20 protein-coding genes are annotated in these 23,549 nt (G+C 64.1%); 10 read left to right on the top strand and 10 right to left on the bottom strand.

Going from position 1 to position 23,549, the window contains the following annotated elements; translation table 11 throughout:
• Positions 1-29: 29 nt before the first annotated feature.
• The 5 genes from FIV42_RS08315 to FIV42_RS08335 form a co-directional block, all read right to left on the bottom strand.
• Positions 30-929, bottom strand: a complete 900-nt coding sequence (locus FIV42_RS08315; RefSeq protein ID WP_222615416.1) for a type 1 glutamine amidotransferase domain-containing protein — start codon at positions 927-929, stop codon at positions 30-32.
• A 236-nt stretch (positions 930-1,165) separates the two neighbouring features.
• Positions 1,166-2,497 (bottom strand): acetyl-CoA C-acyltransferase, encoded by a 1,332-nt coding sequence (locus FIV42_RS08320; protein ID WP_141197225.1) that lies wholly within the window; start codon positions 2,495-2,497, stop codon positions 1,166-1,168.
• Between the two features lie 165 nt (positions 2,498-2,662).
• Positions 2,663-4,834: a 3-hydroxyacyl-CoA dehydrogenase NAD-binding domain-containing protein gene (locus FIV42_RS08325; RefSeq protein WP_141197226.1), complete on the bottom strand. Its 2,172-nt coding sequence runs from the start codon at positions 4,832-4,834 to the stop codon at positions 2,663-2,665.
• 158 nt (positions 4,835-4,992) lie between these two features.
• Positions 4,993-5,652 carry a GTP cyclohydrolase II gene (gene ribA / locus FIV42_RS08330; RefSeq protein ID WP_141197227.1) on the bottom strand — a complete coding sequence of 220 codons (660 nt, stop codon included), beginning with the start codon at positions 5,650-5,652 and terminating at the stop codon, positions 4,993-4,995.
• Between the two features lie 265 nt (positions 5,653-5,917).
• Complete coding sequence (locus tag FIV42_RS08335; protein WP_141197228.1) at positions 5,918-6,685, bottom strand: Fic family protein; 768 nt, start codon at positions 6,683-6,685, stop codon at positions 5,918-5,920.
• Between the two features lie 182 nt (positions 6,686-6,867).
• Between FIV42_RS08335 and FIV42_RS08340 the strand changes: the two genes are divergently transcribed.
• The 3 genes from FIV42_RS08340 (at position 6,868) to FIV42_RS08350 (ending at position 9,399) form a co-directional block, all read left to right on the top strand.
• On the top strand, positions 6,868-7,383 hold the full coding sequence (locus FIV42_RS08340) for a cupin domain-containing protein (RefSeq protein ID WP_141197229.1): 516 nt from the start codon (positions 6,868-6,870) through the stop codon (positions 7,381-7,383).
• Between the two features lie 73 nt (positions 7,384-7,456).
• The gene (locus FIV42_RS08345; RefSeq protein ID WP_141197230.1) at positions 7,457-8,410 is read left to right on the top strand and encodes a DUF4476 domain-containing protein; all 954 of its coding nucleotides are present in this window, start codon (positions 7,457-7,459) and stop codon (positions 8,408-8,410) included.
• Between the two features lie 26 nt (positions 8,411-8,436).
• Positions 8,437-9,399: a PEGA domain-containing protein gene (locus FIV42_RS08350; protein WP_168210499.1), complete on the top strand. Its 963-nt coding sequence runs from the start codon at positions 8,437-8,439 to the stop codon at positions 9,397-9,399.
• 231 nt (positions 9,400-9,630) lie between these two features.
• Here the strand turns inward: FIV42_RS08350 and FIV42_RS08355 are convergent, their stop codons facing one another.
• Positions 9,631-9,813, bottom strand: a complete 183-nt coding sequence (locus FIV42_RS08355; RefSeq protein WP_141197232.1) for a hypothetical protein — start codon at positions 9,811-9,813, stop codon at positions 9,631-9,633.
• Positions 9,814-9,898: 85 nt separating this feature from the next.
• On the opposite strand from FIV42_RS08355, the gene FIV42_RS08360 reads away from it, so the two are divergent.
• The 3 genes from FIV42_RS08360 to FIV42_RS08370 all read left to right on the top strand — a co-directional run bounded on the left by FIV42_RS08360 (position 9,899) and on the right by FIV42_RS08370 (position 13,129).
• Positions 9,899-10,687 carry an enoyl-CoA hydratase-related protein gene (locus tag FIV42_RS08360; RefSeq protein ID WP_141197233.1) on the top strand — a complete coding sequence of 263 codons (789 nt, stop codon included), beginning with the start codon at positions 9,899-9,901 and terminating at the stop codon, positions 10,685-10,687.
• 174 nt (positions 10,688-10,861) lie between these two features.
• Positions 10,862-12,415, top strand: a complete 1,554-nt coding sequence (locus FIV42_RS08365) for an acyl-CoA carboxylase subunit beta (RefSeq protein ID WP_141197234.1) — start codon at positions 10,862-10,864, stop codon at positions 12,413-12,415.
• Between the two features lie 219 nt (positions 12,416-12,634).
• A complete protein-coding gene (locus FIV42_RS08370) occupies positions 12,635-13,129 on the top strand; it encodes a GNAT family N-acetyltransferase (RefSeq protein ID WP_168210500.1) in 495 nt (164 codons plus the stop codon).
• 135 nt (positions 13,130-13,264) lie between these two features.
• On the opposite strand, the gene FIV42_RS08375 is transcribed toward FIV42_RS08370, so the two are convergent.
• The 4 genes from FIV42_RS08375 to FIV42_RS08385 form a co-directional block, all read right to left on the bottom strand.
• Complete coding sequence (locus FIV42_RS08375) at positions 13,265-14,179, bottom strand: hydroxymethylglutaryl-CoA lyase (protein WP_222615417.1); 915 nt, start codon at positions 14,177-14,179, stop codon at positions 13,265-13,267.
• Between the two features lie 103 nt (positions 14,180-14,282).
• The gene (locus FIV42_RS08380; protein ID WP_168210501.1) at positions 14,283-15,113 is read right to left on the bottom strand and encodes a c-type cytochrome; all 831 of its coding nucleotides are present in this window, start codon (positions 15,111-15,113) and stop codon (positions 14,283-14,285) included.
• A 31-nt stretch (positions 15,114-15,144) separates the two neighbouring features.
• Positions 15,145-16,353: a hypothetical protein gene (locus FIV42_RS30070; RefSeq protein WP_168210502.1), complete on the bottom strand. Its 1,209-nt coding sequence runs from the start codon at positions 16,351-16,353 to the stop codon at positions 15,145-15,147.
• Positions 16,354-16,417: 64 nt separating this feature from the next.
• Entirely contained in the window at positions 16,418-17,026 is a 609-nt protein-coding gene (locus FIV42_RS08385) for a cupredoxin domain-containing protein (protein WP_141197238.1), read from the bottom strand.
• Between the two features lie 297 nt (positions 17,027-17,323).
• On the opposite strand from FIV42_RS08385, the gene FIV42_RS08390 reads away from it, so the two are divergent.
• The 4 genes from FIV42_RS08390 to FIV42_RS08405 are packed head-to-tail and all read left to right on the top strand — an operon-like array spanning position 17,324 to position 23,548.
• Positions 17,324-17,623 (top strand): hypothetical protein, encoded by a 300-nt coding sequence (locus FIV42_RS08390; protein ID WP_141197239.1) that lies wholly within the window; start codon positions 17,324-17,326, stop codon positions 17,621-17,623.
• Positions 17,620-19,878, top strand: a complete 2,259-nt coding sequence (locus FIV42_RS08395) for a helicase-associated domain-containing protein (RefSeq protein WP_141197240.1) — start codon at positions 17,620-17,622, stop codon at positions 19,876-19,878. The genes FIV42_RS08390 and FIV42_RS08395 overlap by 4 nt, the downstream gene beginning before the upstream one ends.
• A 5-nt stretch (positions 19,879-19,883) precedes the next feature.
• Complete coding sequence (locus tag FIV42_RS08400; protein WP_141197241.1) at positions 19,884-21,149, top strand: dicarboxylate/amino acid:cation symporter; 1,266 nt, start codon at positions 19,884-19,886, stop codon at positions 21,147-21,149.
• Positions 21,146-23,548 (top strand): biosynthetic peptidoglycan transglycosylase, encoded by a 2,403-nt coding sequence (locus FIV42_RS08405; protein ID WP_141197242.1) that lies wholly within the window; start codon positions 21,146-21,148, stop codon positions 23,546-23,548. Before FIV42_RS08400 ends, FIV42_RS08405 begins: the two co-directional genes overlap by 4 nt.
• Position 23,549 lies beyond the last annotated feature (1 nt).

The raw sequence follows: 23,549 nt of genomic DNA on the forward strand, positions 1-23,549 counted from the left end.
TCGCGCTCTTTGCGGTTAGCTCCCTATTTTCACTTCTGAATTTCTTCGACCATCGCTTCGGCGGCCGCCTTGGCCGAGGCCGGGTTTTGGCCGGTCACCAGCCGCTCGTCGACGACCACGTTCTCTTTGAACTTCTCACCCTCGACGAATTCGGCGCCGCGCTCCTCGAGCTTGTCCTGGAGCAGAAACGGCACGACCTCTTCGAGTTCGACGGCGCGCTCCTCTTCGTTGGTGAACGCGGCGACCTTCTTGCCGGCCACCAGATAACTGCCGTCGGACAGCTCGATATTGACCAGGCCGACCGGCCCGTGACACACCGCGCCGACCACGCCGCCCGATTCGTAGACCGCCGCGGCGGTCTTGGCGAGCTCGGGGGTCTCGGCCAAATCCCACATCGTGCCGTGGCCGCCCGGATAGTAGACGGCTACGTAGTCCTCCGCGTCGACCTCATTGGGCGCCAGCGTATCCTCGAGGCGGCCCATCAATTCGGCGTCATCGAGAAACTGCGCGTTGATCGGATCGGAGCGATCCTCGCTCTTCGGATCCATCGGCGCCGCGCCGCCGGTGGGGCTTACGAAGTCGACGGTGAAACCCGCCTCGGTGAAGACGTAATACGGATGGCTCACCTCCGACAGGTAGTAGCCGGTCTTCTTGCCCGTATCGCCGAGCTCCGCGTGGTTCGTCATCACGAAGAGCACGCGCTTGTCGCCCTGCTCGTCGGGCTTGGCAGCTTCGACTTCCTGCTCGGCAGCGCTATCCGATGCGGCAGCTGCAGACTCGTCGTCCTTCGCCGCGTGAGCCGCGGCCGCTCCCATGGTCTGCTTTTCTCGCTCCGTATACTCGGGAGAACCCGCACAGCCATACGAGGCGGCCAGCAGCCCGAGAATGCCGAGCAATGCCACAATATTCTTCCGTTTCACGTACTTCATCATGAGCTCTCGCTTGCGCTGTAGGTACAGGTACGATGCGTCTGTCGCCGATTTCGTAGCAAACCAATCGCTGCATGGACAAGACCGTCCCACCCGCGACAACGTCGAGTTGTTCGATGTTTGCGAAAAGAAAGGTTCACCACGGAGAACACGGAGAACACAGGGAAAGAAATAACGAAGTTCTTTCCTCCGTGTCCCCGTGGGCTCCGTGGTGAATTTGTCGTGTTACGAGGAGCTCAACGCTCCAGAACGATCGACATGCCCAGACCGCCGGCCGCGCACAGCGTCATCAGGCCGAGGTTGACGTCGCGACGCTCCATCTCGCCGGAGAGCTGCATGAGCATGCGAGTGCCGGTGGCGCCGAAGGGGTGTCCGATGGGAATCGAGCCGCCGTGGACGTTGAAGGTGTCCATGTCGACCTCGCCGATCGCCTCGTCGAGGCCCGCCTCTTTGCAGAGCTTCTCGGAACTCCAGACTTTGAGGTTGGCGAGCACCTGAGCAGCGAAGGCCTCGTGCATCTCGACCAGGTCCATGTCCTCGAGGGTCACGCCGCCGCGGGCGAGCGCCTTGGGTGTGGCGAAGGTCGGGCCCATGAGCATCGGCTGCTCAAACAGGTCGATGCCGACGCTGGCGTGCGAGCGAATGAACGCCTGCGGCTCCAAGCCCAACTCCTTGGCCTTGCTCTCGCGCATCAGCAGGACCGCCGAGGCGCCGTCGGTCAGCGGCGAGGCGTTCGCCGCGGTGATGGTGCCGTGCTTGCGGTCGAAGACCGGCTTGAGGCGCTCCATCTTCTCGACCGAGGTGTCGCCGCGCACCAGGTTGTCGCGTTTGACCGGCTCGTCGAGATCTTCGCCGGTGAAGACTGTGACGACCTCCGGGAAGCAACCGTTCTCGTAGGCTTCGGCCGCCCGGTGGTGGGTCATCTCGGCGTACTCGTCCTGCTCGCGGCGGGTGATGCCATACTTCTTGGCCATCACCTCGGCCGAATCGCCCATGCGCTCCTGGGTGGTCGGCTCGGCGATGTCGGGCACGTCGGGCAGGAAGTCACGGGCCTCGACGCCTTCGAAAGCCTTGAGCAAGTCGACCGGCGAGCCGGCCTTGGAGGCCTCGTTGAGCGCGTGCGTGAGCGGGAGGCTGACGCGCGCCTGGGCCGCGCTCATCGACTCGACGCCGCCCACGATGGCCACGTCGGCCGCCCCGCTCAGGATATCGCCCACCGCGTTGGTCGTCGCCAGCGCGCTCGACGCGCAGTACATCTGCACGGTGTAGGCGGGGATATGGTTGGGCAGCGGCGTGCGAAGCACCACCTCACGGGCGACGTTCGGGCCGTTCATCGGCGCCGAGACACATCCCATGATCACCTCGTCGATGAGGTGCGGATCGATCTCGGTGCGGTTGACGAGTTCGGTGACCGCCGCGCGGGCCAGGTCGGCCTCGTTCAAGTGCTTGTAGTGGGTCCACGCCTTGGCGAACGGGGTTCTGGCCCCGGCAATGACCGCGATGCGATCTTTGCCGCCAATGGGTGTCTGAATGTTTTTCTTTGTCTCTTTGACAGTCTTCTTAGCCATCATATCCTCAGTCCCCAGCTCCGCTTCGCTTCGCAGGGGCTATCAAAATAGGTGGATCTGCCCTTCGGGCTCGGCTTGTCTTGTGGGATCGAGGCGTGCGCTTGCGCTTTATTCTTAGCGCCGTGTGCGCCTTTCCTTCGATCCCGAGATCTCTCGAGTCCTCGATCACTCCGAATAGAAGTTTTCGTTCTTCTCGGCCTTCTCGACGATGATGTCGGCGGGCTTGAGGCGGTCGCCGAATTGGTCGGCGAGCCGGTGCATGCGCTCGGCGACGCGCGGCAGGCCGACCGAGTCGGCGTGGCGCAGGATGCCGCCGCGGAACGGCGGGAAGCCCAGACCGAAGATCACGCCGATATCGATGTCGCGCGGGTGCTCGGCGATCTCCTCCTGCAGGCAGTAGGCGCACTCGTTGAGCATCGCCAGCCAGCAGCGCTCCTGGATGACCTCCTTGTCGACCGGCTTGCGGTCGCGGCCGCCCGGAAGCAGGTCGTAGACGGTCTCGTCGACCTCTTTGCCCTTTCCGTCCTTGTACTTGTAGAAGCCCTTCTTGTTCTTCTTGCCTTTGCGCCCGTCGGCGGCGACCGCCTTGAGCGCAGTCGGCGCATCCCAGCGCTCCTCGAAGGCCTCTTGGAGGGTCTTCGCGGCCTTGAGGGCCACGTCCATGCCGACCTCGTCGACCAGCTTCATCGGCCCGACCGGGAAGCCCCAGTCTTTCATGGCGCGGTCGATGTCCTCGATGCGCGCGCCCTCCTGCAAGATCCAGCCGGCCTCGTTGATGTAGGCGCCGATGACCCGGCTGGTGAAAAAGCCCGACCCGTCGTTGACCACGATGCAGGTCTTACCCATGTCGCGGCCGACCTCCAGCGCGGTGGCCACCGCCTTGCTGGAGGTGCCCTCGTGGCGGATGATCTCCAACAGCGGCATCTTGTGCACCGGGCTGAAAAAGTGCATGCCCAGCACCATCTCGGGGTTCTTCGACGCCGAGGCGATCTCTTTGATCGGGATCGTCGAGGTGTTCGAGGCGATCACCGCCTCGTCGTGGGTATGCTCTTCGAGGTCTTTGATGACGCTCTTTTTGAGGTCGAGGTCCTCGAAGACCGCCTCGATGATCAGATCGGCTTGGCCGAAGCCAGTGTACTCGGTGGTGCCGCTGATCCGGCCGAACATGATGTCGCCCATCGGCGCGGAGATCTTCTTGCGCTTGACCAGCTTGTCGATGAGCTCCTTGGTGTAGTTCAACCCCCAAGAGAGCCCCTCGTCGTCGACGTCTTTGAGGCGCACCTCGTAGCCCTTGTAGGCGGCGACCTGCGCGATGCCCGCGCCCATCAGGCCGGCGCCGAGCACGCCTATCTTGTCGACCGGGTATGCCTTGGTGTTCCAGGGGAAGGGCTTGGCCTTGTCGACCTCCTGCTTCATGAAGAAGAGGTTGATGAGGTTTTTGGCCACGTCGTCTTTGACGAGCTTGGCGAACGCGTCGCCCTCGGCTTGGAGGCCGGCGTCGAAGCCGTCCTTGTAGCCGGTCTCGATGACGTCGATGGCGGCGAACGGTGCGGGGTACTTGTCGCCGGCCTGTTTGCGGGTGGTCTCGCGCGCCTGGTTGAAGATGAGCTTGCGAGCCGGGGTCTTGGCCGCCAGGTTGACCATCTCGCCGGGGTTGGAGAAGACCTCGCCGATGCTCGCCTTGGGCCGCTTCTGCCAGCCGCCCTTGGCGTACATCTTGCGCGCCTTCTCGGCGGCGACCTGCAGCAAGATGCCCGGGTGGACGACGTCGTCGACCAAGCCGAGCTTTTTGGCCTTCTTGGCGCCGACCTGCTTGCCGGTCAGGATCATGTTCAGGCCCGTTTGCAGGCCGACGAGCCGCGGCAGGCGCTGGGTGCCGCCGAGGCCGGGGATGACGCCGAGTTTGACCTCCGGAAGTCCCATCTGGGTCTTGTCGTTATTGGACGCGATGCGTGCGTGACACGCCATCGCAAGCTCGAGCCCGCCGCCCAGGCAATTGCCGTCGACGGCGGCGACCACCGGCACCGACAACTCCTCGAAGCGGCCCAGCATCTGATGGCCGCGGTCGATCATCGGGCGGACGTCTTCGGGCCGTTGGCTCAGCTCCTGCAGCTCGTTGATGTCGAAGCCGACGACGAAATTGCCCTCTTTGCCGCTGTGGATGACCACGCCCTCGAGCCCGGCGGTGTCGCGAAGCTCGTCGAGCACCTCCTCGAAGCGTTCGGTCATCGGCGTCGACAGCGTGTTGACGCGCTGGCCACTGACGTCGATGCAGACATATGCGATGCCGTCGTCGACGCGTAGCGAGAGATATTCTTTGGGAGCCTCTTCACTCATTTCCTACCCTCATTCGTCTAAATTGTGGTGCCGTACGGGCGCATTGAACCACTTGTGACGCAGTGCGTCAAATGACAGCCGTGGCCATGAAAAAAAGAACCCGCGCAGCCGAATCGGCGCGCGGGCAACTTAAACGCTTGGGCGAAAAAGCAAGTCGGTTACAGCAGATGCCCCGACTTTTTGCGCTTGGTCTCCAGGTAGCGCACGTTGTGCGGGTTGGGCAGCACCTTGAGCGCGCGGCGCTCGGTGATCTCGACGCCCTCAGCTTCCAACCCCTCGACTTTGCGCGGGTTATTGGTGATCAGCTCGATGCTCTTGGGTCCCAAGAGGCGAAGCATTTCGGCGGCCACGCTGTAGTCGCGCAGGTCGTCGTCGAAGCCCAGGTGTAGGTTGGCCTCGACAGTGTCCATGCCGTCGTCCTGCAGGCTGTAGGCTTTGACCTTGTTGGCCAAACCGATGCCGCGGCCCTCCTGGCGCATGTACAGGATGATCCCCAGCTCGGAGTCGGCGACGACGTCGAGCGCCCGGTCGAGCTGCTCACCACAGTCACACTTGAGGCTGCCGAACACATCCCCAGTCAAACACTCGCTGTGCACACGCACCGGCACGGCTTCTTTGCCGGCCACGTCTCCGTTGACGATGGCGATATGCTCTTTGAAGTCGAGATTGTTGACGAACGCCACGATCCGGAACTTGCCGTGCTTGGTCGGAAGGTTGGCTTCTGCATACTTCTCGACCACCAAGCCATCGGCCTTCTCCAGCCGCGCTCGATCCGTGTCACTCAACTCTAGCTGCGCCGCAGAAAGTGGACTCTGCATCATTCTACTCCAATGGGGTCGGAAACCTCGTACCACACCACCCGACGGGGCCCTCTTATCATAAGGGGGACCCTTCGAGCGGCAAAGGTTCGCATGCCAGCTTCTAGGATTCAAACGTCTTTGATGCCGGGCAGATTCCTGTAGCCTGCCCGGCCCCAATCACGCGTCCGTCGCGCTCGCGCTGAAGCCGGCCCAAAATAGCCGGTCGACAGCGCGCGTCAAGCGCTGGACTCCATTAGAAGATGCAAGGCGACCCGCCAGAGTTTCACATCGCGATCTGATGGCGATGAGATTGCTGCTGCATGCGCTGCTGCTCGACGCGCTGGCGGAAGATACGCGCCGCCTCGATCGTCCCCTTCATCGCCTCGACGACCACCGGCACCATGTCGGCACGGTGTCCGTTGAGGGCGTCGAAGTAGTGGTGACGGTCGTTGGCGTGGATGATCGCCGGCGGGTAAAAGTTCTTGATGAGGATGTAGTTCATCATCAAGCGGCCTACGATGCCGGTGCGCTCATCGAACGGAAAGACGCGCATAAACTCCCAGTGCGCCATCGCCGCGGCCCGAATCGGGTGGACCGTGCTCAGCTCGGCGTCCCACTCTTCCAAGAATTTGTGGAAGTAATACGAGATGCTTTTGTAGGGGACCACGTCCAGGTGATAGACGCCCGGGCTGGTGTCGCGCTTGCGGTAGCGGCCGGCGTGCTCGTCGTCGGCGTCGCACATGCTGCGGTGCAGATCTTTGAGCCAGTCCATCGACACGTCGACACCACGACTGGCGTCGGTCTCCAGCTGGCGGATACACCCCATCATGCGGCGCAGCGATTTCTGGACCAGCCCATCGCAATAGTTGCGACACGGGCGGCCGGTGAGCGCGCGGTTGATATCCGATTCGGTGAGCACCACCCCTTCGAGCATGTGGTCGTGGTACAGCCACGACTGGAACAGACGATCGTCGAACGTCTGACGCAGCTCGTCGGAGAGCTCGAGGTAATCGGCGCGAGCTTGATCGATTTCGAGGTATGTCAGCGACATTTCAAGCCTCCTGGTGCGAGTTCGGAGGCCTTCAGCGTTCCCCAACGATCCAGAGCACTCCCGAACTTGCAGCACAAGCTGCTTTTGATGTCACGCTCTAGAGTCTAGCGACTGGACAAACCCGTTTCAAATACTATTTTCGTTCGGCGAACCTCGCTAACTTTTTCACCATGGATGTATTTATGACTGCTTCGCGAATCTCCCGGTTGCTGATCACTGTCTGCTGCACGCTTCTGTTCTGCCTGGTGAGCTCGTCGGCCTTCGCCCAGCGCGCCCCCAATGGGTTTGGTATCGGCATCGGCGCGGCCACAGTGGCAGGTGGCCTGTCCATCAAGACCGGCACCGCCAGCGGGTTTACCTTCCAGGGTGTCGTCGGCCCCTGGCGCGGCTACGGCCCCGAGTGGCGTTATGGCGCCGACTCCATCGCCGTCGCCGGCGACTTCTTGTACGAGCAGGCTCCGCTGGCCTCCGGTGGACTGTTGTCTCTGGGCTGGAACTACGGCGTGGGCGTGGGCGCAGGCTTCGGCGATTGGGGCGGCGCGGTCGTCGGGGTGACCGGCGTGCTCGGCCTCGAGTTCAACTTCGTGCCCGCTCCCATCGACGTGGTTCTGGAGTACCGCCCGGGTCTCTACATCGGCGAGAACGACTTCGACATCGCCTTCTGGGACGTCACCCCGCATATCCGGCTGTGGTTCTGAGCCATTTGAATTCTTCGCCGAACTCCTCGTCATACCCACTGAACACACGACGACAACGACGAGGAGTTCGACGATGAAACGCACCGCCGCATACGCCCTGCTGATCGCTTCGCTCATCTGCCCACCGTTGGCCGCGACTTCGTTCGCCCACGATAACGGGCACACCCACTCCCACTCGCATTCGTATGCCGAAGCTCATGCCTCGGCCAGCGCCTCGGCGACCGTCACCATCGACGGACACACCTCCCGAAGCTCGTCGTCGAGCCAAGCCTCGGCCAGCGCCTCGGCGAGTTCATCGTCCGGCCACGGGCACGACTCCGACTACTCCCGAAGCTCGTCGTCGAGCCAAGCCTCGGCCAGCGCCTCGGCGAGTTCATCGTCCGGCCACGGGCACGACTCCGACTACGCGTACGACGAAGATTACGACTACGACGAAGATTACGACTACGACGAAGATTACGACGACAGCTACGGCGACTACGACAGTGACGGCGGCTACGGCGACTACGAAGGGCGCACTCGCCGCGATGACGACCGTTACGAGCGAAAGCGGCGCACTCGCCGCGACCGCACTCGCCGCGACCGCCGCCGACACCGCCACCCGCGAGAGCGTGCCCGACGCGGTCACACCCACCGCTGCTCGAGCAGCTGCGACCACCACCACAAGCGTCGCCACCGCCACTACGACGGCTGCGGACACGACCGCTATGATGACCGCGACGACTACGACGAGTACGAGCCGCAAGCGATGTCCGACGCCGAGTTCGCCCGGTTCATCCGGCAGGTCAAAGGTGAGAATTTCTCGTCGGACCGGCTGCAAGTGATCGAAGTGGCCGCCAACGGCAACTACTTCACCAGCGCGCAGGTCTCCACCGTCATCGAAACACTGACCTTCAGCTCCAACAAAGTCGACGCGGCGGTCGCGCTCTACCCGCGTGTGGTCGACCAAGACGATTTCTACCAGGTCTTCGCCGCCTTCACCTTCGAGTCGAACAAGCGTAAGGTGCGCGAGAGCCTTGGCATTTAGACCAATTGCATCATTGCGAACTTATGATGTTGAAAAAGCTGTATTTATCGCTCCTCACGGTCATATTCACATGCGCCTGCGCCGGAGCTTCGGGCACGAAGGCGCCGAGCGAAGGGAGCTCGGCCGACGCGGCGCAGGAGGCCGCCCCGGGGAGCGTTCTGCCGGAGCATCACCGCACCCAACTTCGCGAGTTGAGCTCGGCCGTGGCCGACTGTCAGAACGACGACGTCCACGCCTGTACCGAGCTCGCCCGGCGCTACGCCGCCGGCCACGAGGTGCCGCCGAGCGCCGAGGCGACCGAGACTTTCGCTGCACGTGCCTGCGAGCTGGGCGACGACGAGCATTGCGCCTATTTGGCCGTCGAGCTCGTCCAACACGATCACACCGCGGCGCTCGGCGCCGGACACATCGCGAAGTTGTGCGCGGCTGGATACAAGCCATCGTGCCGCGCTCAGGCGCGCTTGATGGTCTCTGGACGCGGCCTCTCGAAGGCGCCGGCTCGCGCGGCCAAGATGATGCGGCCGCCATGCGAAAGTGGCGAGAGCGACGCCTGCTGGGTGCTGGTCGACGCGGTCCAGGCCGCCGACGTAGCTGACAAGCCGTGGGCGCTCGACGAGTACACCGCCCTGCTCGACCGTGTCTGTCAAAAGGGAATGGAGGATGCGTGCAAACAGCTCGGAGATTTCTATTTCGAAGGCGTCACCTGGGGTGATGCCACGATCGAGGCGGATGTCCCGAGGGCGAAGTCCTACTACCAGAAGGCCGGCCAATCGCCCCCGAGCAGCGCGCAGGTGACGGTCTACTCGAAACCCGCCGGCCTCATCGTCATTGACGGCCAAGTGACCACGCAACGCACGCCCGCGACCGTGGACATAAGCCCCGGCGAGCATGCTCTGCGCGTCAAATTCGACAATGGTGAGACGTCAGAGCCCAAATCGGTGACCGGCCGACGAGGCGAACGCGTCAAACTCTTCTTCCGATATCAATAAATAAATGCCCGCCTAATACTACTTGGTCACTTTCGGTGAACCCGCCCTGGAGCGGCCCAGAACCACGATCGCTTCGGCGTCATTCTTCCATGATGCGCACCGGCATCGCTGTCAGAATGCCTTCTCGCGCTCGTGGCCCTGGTCTCGCTCAGGTGCGGGCCACGAAATTGACCAAGTAGTACTAAATGGCCGCCGCCAAGATAGCCGCGGGCCGGAAGAGGTGGCGTCGGCTCACCCCTTCTTGAGACGATTGATGGCGCGCGCAATCTTGCGGCAAGCGCCGAAGTAGGCCTTGGCGGCCGTCTCGACGGTCTCTTTGAAGCTGCTTTTGGTCTCGTCGTTGCCGCTGTCGGCCTCGTAGGAGGGGGCAGCGTGCGCTTCGGGACGCCGGTCGTTGGGGGGCGCCTGATTCATTCTATTTTCCCTTGCGAAACTAAGGCGAAACTGAAAGCTTTGCGAGCGTGTATACAACCTTATACCACCGCCACCCATCGGACAAATGAGCGACGAAAAGGTACTCACGAAACAGGTCGATGACGACGGCCTTTGCGTAATTACCATCAATCGGCCCGACGCGATGAACTCGCTCAACGGCGAGCTCGTCGGCCAGTTGTGGCACGAGTTCTACGAGATGCGCCACGACGACGCGGTCCGCGTGATCGTCTTGACCGCTGCCGGCGACCGCGCTTTTTGCGCCGGGGCCGACCTCAAGGAGCGCGCGACGATGAGCGAGTCGGAGGTGCGCCGGCGCATCGACGACTACCGCGGCTGCTTCGGCGCGATCGACAATTGTCCCAAGCCGGTCATCTGCGCGATCAACGGCTATGCGTTCGGCGGCGGCCTCGAGCTGGCGCTGGCCTGCGACCTTCGGGTGGTCAACGCCGACACCAAGGTCGGGCTGACCGAGACGCGCCTGGGGATCATCCCGGGCGCCGGCGGCACCCAGCGCCTGCCGCGCGTCGTCGGCGTTGCCAAGGCCAAAGAGCTCATCTTTACCGCCAAACGGCTCACCGGCAAGGAAGCCGAGGCAATCGGGCTGGCCAACTACGCCGTGCCCGCCGACCAGGTCCTCGACCGCGCCAAAGAGCTCGGCCGCGCCATGCTCGACTCGGCGCCCATCGCCCTGCAGCAGGCAAAGATCGCCATCGACGCCGGCATGCAGGCCGACCTGAACACCGGCCTCGAGATCGAATCGCGCGCCTATGCCGTCACGATTCCGACCGAAGACCGCCAGGAGGGACTCGCCGCCTTCCGCGAAAAACGAAAACCCAACTTCAAGGGCAAATAGGCCCATGCGGAGCGGCCGCTTGCTGCCCGCGGAGCTCGCCCCGTTGTCTGGGGCGCCTGTGCAGCCCCAAGGCTTGCCTTGGGTAAACCCGCGGCATAAACCACAGACGCCACGCACACGTTACGGCATTCGCCACGCCACATCTACGCAACATCAACAACCCAGGACGTACTCATGAGCGAAGAGACCAACGCATTGTCCGAGCTGGACCAGGAAGTCCACGAGCGCCGCGCCGACATCGAAAAGGGCGGCAAAGAGAAGTACCACGAGCGCAACAAGGAGCGCGGCAAGCTCTTCGTGCGCGAGCGCCTCGAGCTGCTGTTCGACGACGGCCTCAAGCTCGAAGACGGCAAGTGGGCCAACGTCTTGGCCGGCGACCTGCCGGCCGACGGCGTGGTCACCGGCATCGGCCACATCAACGGCCGCCGCGTGGCCGTGATGGCCAACGACTCGACGGTCAAAGCCGGCTCGTGGGGCTGGCGCACCGTCGAAAAGATCATCCGCATCCAAGAGAAGGCCGAAAAGCTTCGCATCCCGCTGCTCTACCTGGTCGACTCGGCCGGTGCGCGCATCACCGACCAGCTCGAGATGTTCCCGGGCCGCCGCGGCGCTGGTAAAATCTTTTACAACCAGGTGCGCCTGTCGGGCTACGTCCCCCAGATTTGCCTGCTCTTCGGCCCCTCGGCCGCCGGCGGCGCCTATATCCCGGCGTTCTGCGACGTGGTCGTCATGGTCAAGGGTAACGCCTCGATGTACCTGGGCTCGCCGCGCATGGCCGAGATGGTCATCGGCGAGAAGGTGACGCTGGAGGAGATGGGCGGCGCGAAGATGCACTGCAAGCAGTCCGGTTGCGGCGACGTACTCGTCAAAACCGAGCAGGAAGCGCTCGAGTGGGCCCGCAACTACCTCGACTACTTCCCGTCGAACTGCCACGAGAAGCCGCCGATCCACGAGCCGATCGCGCCTCAGGAGCAGAAGAAGACGCTCGAAGAGCTCATCCCGGTCAACCAGAACAAGGCGTTCGACGTCAAAAAGGTCATCGCCCACCTGGTCGACAACTCCGAGTTCGTCGAGATCAAAGAGAAATTCGCCCGCGAATTGGTCACCTGCCTGGCGCGCATCGACGGCCAGCCGGTGGGAATCATCGCCAGCCAGCCCAAGTACAAAGGCGGCGTCTTGTTCGTCGACTCGGCCGACAAGGGCACCCGGTTCATCGACCTGTGCGACGCCTTCGGCATCCCGCTGGTCTTCTTGGCCGACGTCCCCGGCTTCATGATCGGCACCCGCGTCGAAAAGCAGGGCATCATCCGCCACGGCGCCAAGATGATCTCGGCGGTCAGCTCGGCGACCGTGCCGAAATTCTCGGTCGTGCTGCGCAAGGCCTACGGTGCGGGCCTGTACGCCATGTGCGGCCCGGGCTTCGAGCCCGACGCCACCCTGGCGCTGCCCGAGGCGATGATCGCGGTCATGGGTCCTCAGGCGGCGGTCAACGCGGTGTACGCGCGTAAGATCCAAGCGCTGCCCGAGGACGAGCGCCCCGCGTACGTCCAAAAGTTGCGCGACGAGTACGAAGAGGACATCGACATCTACCGGCTCGCCAGCGAGCTCATTGTCGACGACATCGTCACCAAGGACGAGCTTCGCGCCGAGCTCAGCGAGCGCCTGGAGCTGACGGCCTCGAAGAAGGTCGACTGGCCCGACAAGAAGAAGCCGGTACGCCCCGTCTAAGACAGGAGCGCGGCATGCTAGGCCGCTATTGGCGAAGACGCCGGGGCCCCTGAGGCCCCGCGGCTGAGCCTACCCGTGCGCAAGCCACGAAATTGTGGCCCATTCGTTTTCGCCCTCCTCGGCGGGCACAGGGCCCGCTCTCGTCGGCCAAATGCGGACTGGCATTCCGCGCTCCTAAAGACCGCATAGCCGATGAACCCCACCTTACGACAGGCAGACGTGGACGACGCGCGAGGCATCGCGCGCGTCCACGTCGCCGCCTGGCGAGCCGCCTACCGCGGGCAACTGCCCGACGACCTCCTCGATAACCTATCGGTCGACGCGCGCACGGCGCGCTGGAAAAAGCTCTTGAGCGATCCCTCCGGGGGAACACGCGCCTTCGTCGCCGTCGACGACGGCGAGGTGTGCGGGTTTGTGGCGTTTGGACGCTCGCGCGACGCGGACGTCGACACGCGGAGTGTCGGCGAGGTGTTCGCGATCTATGTGCACCCCTACGCGTGGCGCCACGGCATCGGGCGGGCGCTGCTGACCATCGCCACGAACGAACTCGAACGCGAGGGCTTCGACGAAGCCACGCTGTGGGTGCTCGAGACAAACGAGCCGGCAAAGCGGTTTTACGAGTCGCAGGGGTGGGAGGACGACGGTGGTCGCAAGGTCGACGAGCGGCCGAACGCGACCTTTCGCGAGATGCGTTACCGCGTGGCGCTCGATTGAGCTGAACGAGGGCAAGATGCCCCCGCACCGAAGGTAGGCGAGGGCAAGATGCCCCCCCGCACCGAAGGCAGGTGAGGGCAAGATGCCCCCCGCACCGAAGGCAGGCGAGGCCAAGATGCCCTCGCACCGAGGAAATCAGTTGCAGATGCCTTCGGCGCGATTGGCGCGGTACTCGTAGTAGCGCGACACCGGACTGATGCCGGTGGCCTCGTCGAGCCAGGCCGAGGTCTTGACGAGTTCGTCGAGAGAGACGCCCGTCTCGATGCCCATCGTGTCGAACATGTGGACGAGGTCTTCGCTGCCGAGGTTACCGGCGGCGCTGGGGGCATAAGGGCAGCCGCCGGTGCCGCCTACGGCGCTGTCGAATTGGCGCATGCCGACCTGCCAGGCGACGTAGGCATTGGTCAGGCCCAGCCCCTGGGTGTCGTGCAGGTGCAGTGCGACGCGATCCGCCCCGAACGCCTCGACGGTGCGCCGGCAGCCATCTTCAACCTGTGGCGGCGTGCCTGCGCCGATGGTGTCGCCCAGCGAGATGAGGTCGGCGCCGAAGTCGAGAAGCTTGGCGCAGATATCCATGACCCGGTCGAAGTCGACTGCTCCCTCGTAGGGGCAACCGAACACCGTCGACAGGTACGCGCGCACCTCGCAGCCCTGCGCTTTGGCCGTACCGATGAGCTCCTCGGAGACCGTCAGGCTCTCTTCGAGCGAGCGGTTCAGGTTGCTCTGGTTGTGGGCTTCGGTCGCCGACATGAACGTGGCGATGTGGTCGAGGCCGGCGCCGAGCGCGCGCTCCAGCCCCTTTTGGTTGGGCACCAACGCCCAGTAACGTACGCCCTCCTTGCGCTCGATCCGGCTCACGACCTCGCCGGTGGCGGCCATTTGCGGCACCCACTTGGGATGCACGAAGCTGCCGATCTCGACATCGGTGTGCCCGGCGGCGACCAGACGTTCGATCATCTCGACCTTCTGGTCGACCTCGAGGATCACGTCCTCGTTCTGCAGGCCGTCACGCGGCCCGACTTCGAAAATGCGCGCGGTGTTGGCGTCCACGTCTTCTCCAATATGACGATTGCGGGTCAAACCCTTCATGTAGAAGGTATTCACTCAGTCGAAGAGGTGTCAACTACGCGACGTCGTCCCACGATCATGGCCTCTACAACCGTCCCGGGTCCGTGGCCAACAAGTAGTCGAAGACGCCGCGCTCTTGGCGAAGCGAGCGGATATAAGCGACCACCTGCCAGATCTGGTCGGGCTTCAACGCGCCAGCGTAGCCGGGCATCGGCACGCCGGATACGCCCGTGGCGATCGTTCGATAGAGGTCGCGCGGGCGCGGTCCGCTCTTGTAGACGCCGGTGCTGAAATCGGGAGGCGCGATGGGCCGACCCGTGTAGTCTTCGAGATCTGCAGCCGACGGACCACCGCCACGACCGTCTTCGCCGTGGCAACTCGTACACCCAAATTGACCGAACAGCTTCTGACCCGACGCCACGGCATCGGCGCCCAATTCCGGCGGGGCGGGGATGTCGATGACCGCCTCCGGCTTGGGGCGAGTCGCCTCGTCGCCGAAGCCAGGCTCCAGCGTCTGCACGTAGGCGGCGATCGACCACATCTCCTGCTCGCCGAGGCGATCGCCCCAGGCAGGCATCTCCGTACCGGGCACGCCGAGGGCGATGACGCGGTACAGATCTCCGGCCGTGGGCGACGAGCCCATCGGGGTCGAGCGGAACTTGAACTGACCGGCGGTGAGGTCTCGCGGCGGCGTGTCGAGCACATCCGCGGCCGGGCCGTCGCCCTTCCCTTCGGCGCCGTGGCACGGCTGGCAATACTTCATGTAAAGGTGGGCGCCTCGCGAGACCAGCCCCGGCCCCTCGACCGTCTGACCGACGTCTTCGGGCAAGTAGGGTTCGGGAGCGTCGGTGGCGCACCCGGCGCACCACAACGCCAGGAACGCGGCGGTGTTGCACAACAGGAGGAGGATGCGCATCAAAAGCTCCGGGCGTCTAGTGGACCAACAACTAGAAGTAGAAATGGGCGATGACGGCCAACTCGTCGATGCCCTCGCGCTCGCCGTCGAGCGGCCGGCGCCACAAGAACTTGAGGTCGAACATCGGGATGGGAAACGCCTCGAAGCCGGCGCCGATGCGCGGAACCTCGTCATCGTCGGCGTCGAGGTCCGGCTCGAGCCACTCGAGCTGCAACTGCAGATCGAGGCCTTGGATCACCAGGTAATTCAACGCGTTGAATACGACGTAGCCTTCGACCTCGTCGGACGAAGAGTCGAAGGTTTCCGGGTCGGTCGAAAAGCGCGTCGTCCATACCCGATCGGCCTCGCCGAGATACGTGAAGCGGCCGAGCGTCGCGGTGACGTAGACGCCCAGTTGGTGACGCTCGATGCGGTCGTCTTGCTCCAACCGGGGGACGCCCTCCTCTTCGACGATGACCCTGCGGCCCGACTCGTTGGTGTAGCCCGAGAGTCCCACCCGCAGCGGAAGTGCGGAGGGGCCGAAGCGATACTCGGCCAAGCCATAAAAGCCTTTGGCGTCATCTCGATCGAAGCCAAAGGGCGCCGCGCCGGTGATGGGCTTGCCGTTGGCGATCGCCAGCGCGAACGTGAACGGCCCGGGGCGCCATCCGACTTCTAGGCCGGTGTCGAGGCCGTAGTAGGCCGCTTGCGGGCTGAAGCCGAGTTCCTCGCGAATGAAAGCGGTGTGATCGGCTAGACGAAGCCCGTAGGGCATGACGAAGTGACCGATCTTGAGCCACGCCTTGCGCTCGGGGAGGTGTAGCATGCCGAAGGCTTCGAAGTTGGTGAGCCCGCGGTCGAGCACGAAGGTCAGATAGCGGCCCAACTCGGCGGTGACATATAGGTCGACCTGCATGGGAAAGAAGGAGTTGAGGCCGGGATCCGACGGGTCGTCGGTCTCCTCGACATGCGCGTAGAGCACGCGCAGGTCGGCGCCCAAGGAGGCGGCAAACCCATTGTCAAAGTCGAGGGTGGGCATCGCGCCGATCTCGACCTCGCCCAGGTCCATCGGCAGCGCCTGCTGGGCCCAAATGTTGGCGCCGAAGCGAGTGCGTGGTCCTGCGCCGGTGGGGTTGACATGGCAAGTGGCACACGGATAGCCCGTGCGCGCGGCAAAGCGCGGTAGCGCGGTGGCGGTGCTCGCCGTCAACAGCACGACACAGCCCATCCACAGACCTACGACAGCGGCAAGGCGATGCACGCTGACTCCAGATGTAGCGGAAGAAGGACCGGCGGCGATGGTCGCCGCCGGCCATCGAGCGGACCTACTGGACCGTGGCCACCCCGTCATTCATCTGCGTGGGATGGATCGTGCAGTAGTAGTTGAAAGTCCCCGCCTGGTTGAACTGCAGACAATAACTCTCGCCCTGGGCGATATTGCCCGAGTCGAACAGGTCGCCGGCGTCGGCGTCACCCGAGCGTCCACTGGTCACCGTGTGCGGGATCGCCGAGGTCTCGTCGTTGTCCCAGCGAACCACGTCACCCGCTGCGATGGTAAAGGTGGCCGGGTCGTAGGCGATATTGACCATGCTCACCACCTGGTCGGCCTGCACGGTGGCACAGTCGACCTCGACGACGGCCGAGACGGTGGCGTCAGCGTCATCGCCAACGTCTTCAGCCACATCTTCTTCGACATCTTCAGCCACATCTTCTTCGACGTCTTCAGCCACGTCCTCAGCAGCATCTTCGGCGACATCTTCGGCCGCATCGGCCGGCGCATCTTCGGCCACGTCTTCGACGACATCCTCAACCACGTCCGCCGTGCCGACATCCGGGGGCAGATCATCGTCGTCATCGTCGTCGCAGCCCACCACGACCAGAGACAGTGACATCAACACGGCCACACACAACTTCCATCGTTTCCATTCGAGCATTTGGTATCTCCCAATCGAATCGTCATGAACCCCCGAGCAGACTTCATCGACTCGCCCGACACAGAGATGCCGGCCAATACCAACCGCTGGGATCAGGTCAGTGAAACACTCTCGACTTCATTTGTAACGGCTCAGCCAGACAGTAGGCACACGACGCACCGCGTCAAGGGGGCGAGCGCAGGGAAGCCCGTGCCGTGGTTGACATTCCGAGGCCCGGATCCTTATTCTGCCTTAACCTACGCGGGCCCAGAAATTGTCCCGCCCCCGATTGTGCTTTCCACATCGCGAGGTCCACCCGTGGCATCCGACGCAAAACCAACTTTTCACCGCGGCGTGGCGCTGATGCTGTGCGAGAATGAGGCGATCTTGGAGGAGACGATGGTCTCCATCGATACCACCGAGCTCGACATTCAACGCATCGGCGGTCGCGCCATTGTCGCACCGGCATACCAGTTGGAGGCAATCCGCGAGGCCCTTCAGCAACGTGGCACATTTCCCAAAGTCGTTGGCGATATCGTCACTGAAGAGCTGCTTGCAGCCCAAGCCGCCCAAGAAGACGAAGAAGCCGAGACGTCCGAGCAGCAGGAGGACGAGTGAGAGGTCAGCGTTCAGACAGGTCGCGTGGTTCGGGAGGAGGTCCTCTCGAGTCAGAGGAACTCGTAGCACTCTTCGAGCGCGGCTACAGCCTGTCATCGAAGCGCTTTCTCGCCGAGACCTGGGGACTCTCGCCGGAAAGTGAAGGCATTCAAGTCGCCGGCCACGTCAACTCCAAAGACGTCGTCGACGAGCGCCTCGCCCAGGTCAACAAACTGCAGCGGGTGATCTTGAGCCAGGTCGCCGCCAGCGGCGGACGCATGCGCGGGGAGAACCTGCGACGCGACCTGTTGCTGCGCGGCTTCGGCGACACCGACGAGGTGCTGCGCGAGCTGGTCGAGCAGGCTCTGCTCATCCCGTTGCCCAACCCCGGCGAGAGCGAGCTGGATATCGAGGGACTCCTCGACCAGGACTCCTTTTTGCAGCGTGACCTCGCCGTGGTCGTGCCCCTCAAAGATCAGCTAACCGAGGAGGCCGAGAAGCTCGGCCCCGAGGCGATCGAGGCGTGGTCGGGCGAGATCTCGACGACCCAGCACAACACCCTCGAGGGGCTCGAGCTCAACCTGCTCCACTTTGCCTCGCTGCTCCAGCAGGAGAACCTGCGCCTGAACATCGACGGCACGCCCAACCGGCGAAGCCTGGTGCGCTTTGGCCGCGGGATCACCTTCCCCGGCGAATCGGGCGAGGCGGCCGACGACCTCGATCTCAACGACGCGGTCCAGCTCGACTACCTGACCTTTTTGTTGGCGCTGAGCCTCGAGCTCGACTTCGTCGACAAACAGGACCAGTCGATCACGGGCAAGCAGGGACCGGTCGAAGAGTTCTTTTGCGCCGATCCCGACGGGCGCAACCGCATGCTATCGAGCGCGTTCCGCGGGCTGAAATACTGGAGCGAGGTCGAGAGCCTCTCTCTGACGCGCGCAGGTGGGCCGGCCGACTCCGAGGAGCACTTCTCGCAGTTCGAGCCCACCGGCGAACCCTTTATCGGAGCGCGCGGCTACGTGCTCTCGGTGCTCAAGCGCGCTCGACTGGGCCAATGGACCCCGGTCGAGGCGATGATCGACCTGTGCGCACAGCTCGACAAGAGCTATCTGCCGCGGGCGCTGAGCAAGACCGAGCCGCCCGTCGAGCCGCGACGCTATATCGAAGCGGTGCTCCGACGCGGCCTGATCTGGCTGGGCGTCATCGAATTTGGTGAGAGTGACGACGGCGTCGAGATGATGCGGGTGACCCCGCGCGGCGCGAAGTTGCTGGGCGTCAAAATCGAGCGCGAGGAGACCGACGCCGGTCCCCCTCCGTCCGAATGCATGGTCGTCCAGCCCAACTTCGAGGTGATGCTCTTCCTCGATCCGGCGCCCCTGGAGATCGTCTACCGACTCTACCAGGTCGGCCAGCGCGAGAAGCTCTCCGAGCGCGTGGCCAACTTCAAGTTGACCGCCGAGACCGTCCAGCGCGGTCTAGGGATGGGATTGAGCGCCGACGAGATCGTGGAGACGCTCAACAAGTTCAGCCACGCTCCGGTGCCCGACACCGTCGCCTTCCAGATCCGCGATTGGGAGCGCGTGCACCGCAAGCTCGAGTTGTTCGCCAACGGCGTGCTCATCCGCCATCCGGACCCCGACAAGCTTGACCTAGTGATCGGCCAGCTTCGCCACGAGCAGCGTGGCAAAGACTTCGTGTCGTATCGCCTCGGCCCCGAGTCGGCCTTTTTGCCCGACAGCAATCCGGCCGGACTCGAGCGACTCGTCGAGCAACAAGACGGCGTGCTCATCGACTATCTGGGCGACATTCCGCCCAGCCTGTACTTCGTCGATATGCTCGAGGTGATGATCGATCCGCTCGAGACCGACATCGTCACCCTGAGCGAGCTCGACAAGATCGGCACGCAGCTCGAGGACAGCACCCCGCGCTCGCGTTTTTACAAGATCGAGGTCGGCAAGAGCGCCCGTCGCTGGCCCGACAACACCCTCGATCATATCGTCAAGTTCTTGGACGCACGCACCGACGGCGGCATCCCTCCCGCTCAGGCCCTCAAGCTTCGCAGCTTGCTCGACAAGCCGCTCGAGGTCGCCATGTCGAGCGGCGTGACGGTCATCGTGCTCGAAAACGCCGAGATCGCCGATCGCTTCGCTCAAATCCCCGAGTGTGACCCGCTCATCGAGCGTCGCCTGGGCGACGTCGCCTTCTCCATCAAGAAAGGGCACGAAGACGAGCTCAACGAAATGCTCGAAGAGCTGGGGATCGAGCTGATCGAATAGACCTCATGACGACCAGTCCCGACTCAGCTTGGTACAAGCAGCTCCACTGGCAGATCTTCATCGGTCTGCTGGTGGCGCTCGTTTATGGACTGGTCGTACGTGGGGCCGTCGATCCGAGCCAATTCGAGAGCTATCGCGCTCCGTTCAGCTTCGTGGGCGAGTTGTTCATTCGCCTGCTCAAGCTGATCATCATCCCGCTGATTCTGACCAGCGTCGTCACCGGCATCCAGAGCCTCAAGGAACCCTCCGAGCTCGGTCGGCTAGGCGTGTTTACCGTCGGCTACTACCTGATGACCACCCTGCTCGCCGTCACGGTGGGCATCGGCGTGGTCAACGTGCTCCAGCCGGGCAAGGGCCTCAACCTGAGCGCCCCCGAAGACGGAGGACTCGAGCCGACACCGCTGAGCGAAGTCTTCCTGAATATCGTGCCCGAAAACCTCTTCGGAGCGTTCGCCGCCGGCGACATGCTGCCGACGATCTTCGTGGCGATCTTGACCGGCCTGGCGATCTTGGCCGCAGGCGAGCGTGCTTCGCTCATCCGTAAATTCTTCACCCAGGCCAACGATCTGGTCTTGATGGTCACCGACTGGATCATGGCCACCGCGCCGGTGGGCGTGGCGGCCTTGTTCGTGAGCACCCTGCTCGACCCAAAGCTGGGCGACTTGGCGACCTTCTTCGGCGACATGGGCATCTACATGGTGTCGGTGGTCGGCGGGCTCGCCATCCACGCGTTCGTTATCCTTCCGCTCATCCTCCTGCTCATCGCGCGCATCCAGCCGTTCTTCTATCTGAGCGCGCTCGCCCCGGCGCTCCTGACCGCCTTTTCGACCGCCTCGAGCTCGGCGACCTACCCGGTCACCCACGAGTGCGTCACCGAGCGCGCCAAAGTCGACCGCAAAGCCGCCGACTTCGTGCTGCCGCTGGGCGCGACCATCAACATGGACGGCACCGCGCTGTACGAGGCGGTCGCTGCGGTCTTTATCGCCAACGCGCTCGGCTTCGACCTGACTTTTGCCCAGCAACTCATCATCGTGTTGACCGCCACCTTGGCCGCCATCGGCGCGGCGGGTGTGCCCAGCGCGGGCCTGGTCACCATGATCATCGTGCTCGAGAGCGTCGGGCTGCCGGGCACCGGTTATGCGCTGGTGGTCGCCGTCGACCGCATCCTCGACATGTGCCGCACGTCGGTCAACGTGTGGGGTGACAGTGTGGGCGCGGCGGTCGTCGGCCGGTTCATGAGCCCCAACCGAGCAGACGTCGCCAGCGGATGACCGAGTCGTACCCGAGCGCCCTGCCCCAGCAGGCCAGTCGACGCAGGGGCGTCCGAATCAGCTTCATTCTGGCAATTTGTGTGGGGATGCTCGCCACGCTGTTTGCGGCCGGATACCTGGTGCGCACCCCGCTGGTCGTCGGACCGACGGTGCGCGCCAAGCTGACGGCGCTCGCCGAGCGCCACGACGTCAACCTTCGGATCAACACATTTCGGCCTCACGGACTGCTGGGGGTGCGCTTCGAGCAGGTCCAGTTGGTCGCCCGACGCGGCGCTTATCTGGTCGAAGCCGATCTCGACGCCGTCGACGTCACGCCCTCCTTGGCACAACTGCTCGACGGCCTTCGCGTCCACCCAAACTCCATCGACGTCGACGGCGGGCGCGTTCGCATCACACGTGCGCCGGCGTCGCCCCAACCCGAGCCCGAGCCGACGAAGCAACCTGCCAAGCCCAGCGCCTCGTCCGCGAGTAAGTCAGTCGCCCCGGCAGCCCCGGTGGCTCGCAAGACACGCGCGGTGCTCCACGATGTGTCGGTGTCGGTTCACCCCGCGCCCCTGCCGAGCACCACGCGGCCGCTTGTCTTGCACCGCGCCGAGTTCCTGCTGACGACCGGCGCCGGTTCCACGCTCGAGTTTCGCCACGGCTACGGCCAGCTGCCAGACGCGACGCCCTTCGGCATGCGGCGTTTAGCTGGCGACAATGCGGGCGCCGGGGCCGCTAACGGAGCGAGCACCTACGTGCTCGAACCCGAGCAGCCCACACGGGTCGACCGATGGGTCGCCACCGGGCTTCCGCTGGGCATGGAGGTCTCCGAGATCACGATGTGCCCGCAGTGCCAACCTGCCACCGTCGAGTTGGGCGGGCTCCAATTCGTCGGACCTGCCGGAATCTCCGCCGAGAGCCGCGCCATGCGGCTGTCGGCGAGCACCAGTGAAGTGCGCGTGAGCCTAGACGACCTTGATGTCGACACGCGGCGCACGCCTCTGCCGTACCGCCTCGAAAATTTCGAGGCCGTTCACGACAGCGAGACCAAAACGACGATTGTCCAAGGCGACGTGCGCGACGCCGACCGGGGCCTCGCCTCGTTCGCGTCGAACTGGTCGGGTCAATGGGGCGTTCTGGAGACGCGCGTTCAATTGAGCGAGTTTCAGACCGCGCCCATCTGGCCAACCCTCGGCCTCGACGACCACGCCGGCGGCGGTGTGCATAGCGGCAAGATCGAGGCGAGCTACGAGCCCTGGCTCGATCTCGTCGAGCTCGACGTCGACTTGAACACCCGCTCGATGACCCTCGACCTGCCGATGGTCACCGGTGAGCCGCTCGAGTTTGGCCGCGTCGGCCTCGAACTCGTGGCGGCGTTCCAGCCGCGTGCGCGCACCGTCAGTATCTCGTCGGGCAAGGCGGCATTGGGCGAGGCCGACCCCATCGACTTTGGCGGCTACGCCCTCGACGCCGGGCGCGGGTGGGTCTTCGAGACCTTCGCGCTCGCCGAAGATCTGCACCCGCAGCGGCTGCGAGACGGCCTGCCGCCGAGCCTCGCCAAATTGGCACGCGGCACGGAGTTCGACGGCGAGTTCGGCTTCGGCATCTACAGCGCCGGGCACACAGCCTTCCCCGAGAGCATCGAGCTGACGGTCGACTTTAGCGGCGAGGTCGAGGTCAAAGGTGACTCGAGCCACGCCGACGTCCTCGCCCTTGCCGCCGACGGTCCGCCGTCGATCGATCTGCCGGGCACCCTGGCCCGTAACGTCGAGCTGGACCGCTGGGTCGATTACGACACCCTGCCCGAGCACGTCCCGCAGGTGCTCACCGCCGCCGAGGACGCCAAATTCTTCAGCCACGACGGCTTCGACTGGCGAGGGCTTCGCCGCGCGCTCGTCCACAACGTCAAAGAAGGCGGCATCGTGCGCGGCGGCAGCACACTGAGCCAGCAACTCTCCAAGAACCTCTTTCTGGACCACGAGCGCACGCTCGCCCGCAAGCTCCAGGAGGCCTACGTCACCTGGCGCCTCGAATCCGAGTTGAGCAAAAAGCGCATCCTCGAGTTGTACATGAATATGGTCGAGTGGGGCCCGAACCTGCGTGGTCTCAAGCAAGCCGCCCGGCGCTATTTCGACATCCCGCCCGAGGAGTTGAGCGTGCCGCAGGTGGCGCTGTTGGCCTCGGTGCTTCCGGGCCCGTCGCTCTTCGGCCAGCAAGTTTTGTCAGGGTACCTGCCGTCGTCGCGCGTCGAGAAGATCGAGCATATCTTGTCGAACCTGCGCTTCTTGAAGGTCATCTCGGGCCGCGAGTACCGCAAGATGTACGCAGGTGCCCAACGGGGCGAGATTGGCGGGCTCGAATTGCAGGTGTGCGACGATGATGGCAAGGCGCCGGAGGGCACGCCGGAGTGCCCTTGAG

Origin of the sequence: Persicimonas caeni, from assembly GCF_006517175.1 — a bacterium.
GTDB lineage: Bacteria > Myxococcota_A > Bradymonadia > Bradymonadales > Bradymonadaceae > Persicimonas > Persicimonas caeni.

What these genes read in the sequence shown, in the direction of transcription:
- FIV42_RS08385 (WP_141197238.1), bottom strand. Translation starts at nt 17,026, where the DNA reads ATGCTCGAATGGAAACGATGGAAGTTGTGTGTGGCCGTGTTGATGTCA.
- FIV42_RS08350 (WP_168210499.1), top strand. Translation starts at nt 8,437, where the DNA reads ATGTTGAAAAAGCTGTATTTATCGCTCCTCACGGTCATATTCACATGC.
- FIV42_RS08335 (WP_141197228.1), bottom strand. Translation starts at nt 6,685, where the DNA reads ATGTCGCTGACATACCTCGAAATCGATCAAGCTCGCGCCGATTACCTC.
- FIV42_RS08345 (WP_141197230.1), top strand. Translation starts at nt 7,457, where the DNA reads ATGAAACGCACCGCCGCATACGCCCTGCTGATCGCTTCGCTCATCTGC.
- FIV42_RS08320 (WP_141197225.1), bottom strand. Translation starts at nt 2,497, where the DNA reads ATGGCTAAGAAGACTGTCAAAGAGACAAAGAAAAACATTCAGACACCC.
- ribA (WP_141197227.1), bottom strand. Translation starts at nt 5,652, where the DNA reads ATGCAGAGTCCACTTTCTGCGGCGCAGCTAGAGTTGAGTGACACGGAT.
- FIV42_RS08355 (WP_141197232.1), bottom strand. Translation starts at nt 9,813, where the DNA reads ATGAATCAGGCGCCCCCCAACGACCGGCGTCCCGAAGCGCACGCTGCC.
- FIV42_RS08400 (WP_141197241.1), top strand. Translation starts at nt 19,884, where the DNA reads ATGACGACCAGTCCCGACTCAGCTTGGTACAAGCAGCTCCACTGGCAG.
- FIV42_RS08365 (WP_141197234.1), top strand. Translation starts at nt 10,862, where the DNA reads ATGAGCGAAGAGACCAACGCATTGTCCGAGCTGGACCAGGAAGTCCAC.
- FIV42_RS08315 (WP_222615416.1), bottom strand. Translation starts at nt 929, where the DNA reads ATGAAGTACGTGAAACGGAAGAATATTGTGGCATTGCTCGGCATTCTC.
- FIV42_RS08380 (WP_168210501.1), bottom strand. Translation starts at nt 15,113, where the DNA reads ATGCGCATCCTCCTCCTGTTGTGCAACACCGCCGCGTTCCTGGCGTTG.
- FIV42_RS08360 (WP_141197233.1), top strand. Translation starts at nt 9,899, where the DNA reads ATGAGCGACGAAAAGGTACTCACGAAACAGGTCGATGACGACGGCCTT.
- FIV42_RS08325 (WP_141197226.1), bottom strand. Translation starts at nt 4,834, where the DNA reads ATGAGTGAAGAGGCTCCCAAAGAATATCTCTCGCTACGCGTCGACGAC.
- FIV42_RS08340 (WP_141197229.1), top strand. Translation starts at nt 6,868, where the DNA reads ATGACTGCTTCGCGAATCTCCCGGTTGCTGATCACTGTCTGCTGCACG.
- FIV42_RS08405 (WP_141197242.1), top strand. Translation starts at nt 21,146, where the DNA reads ATGACCGAGTCGTACCCGAGCGCCCTGCCCCAGCAGGCCAGTCGACGC.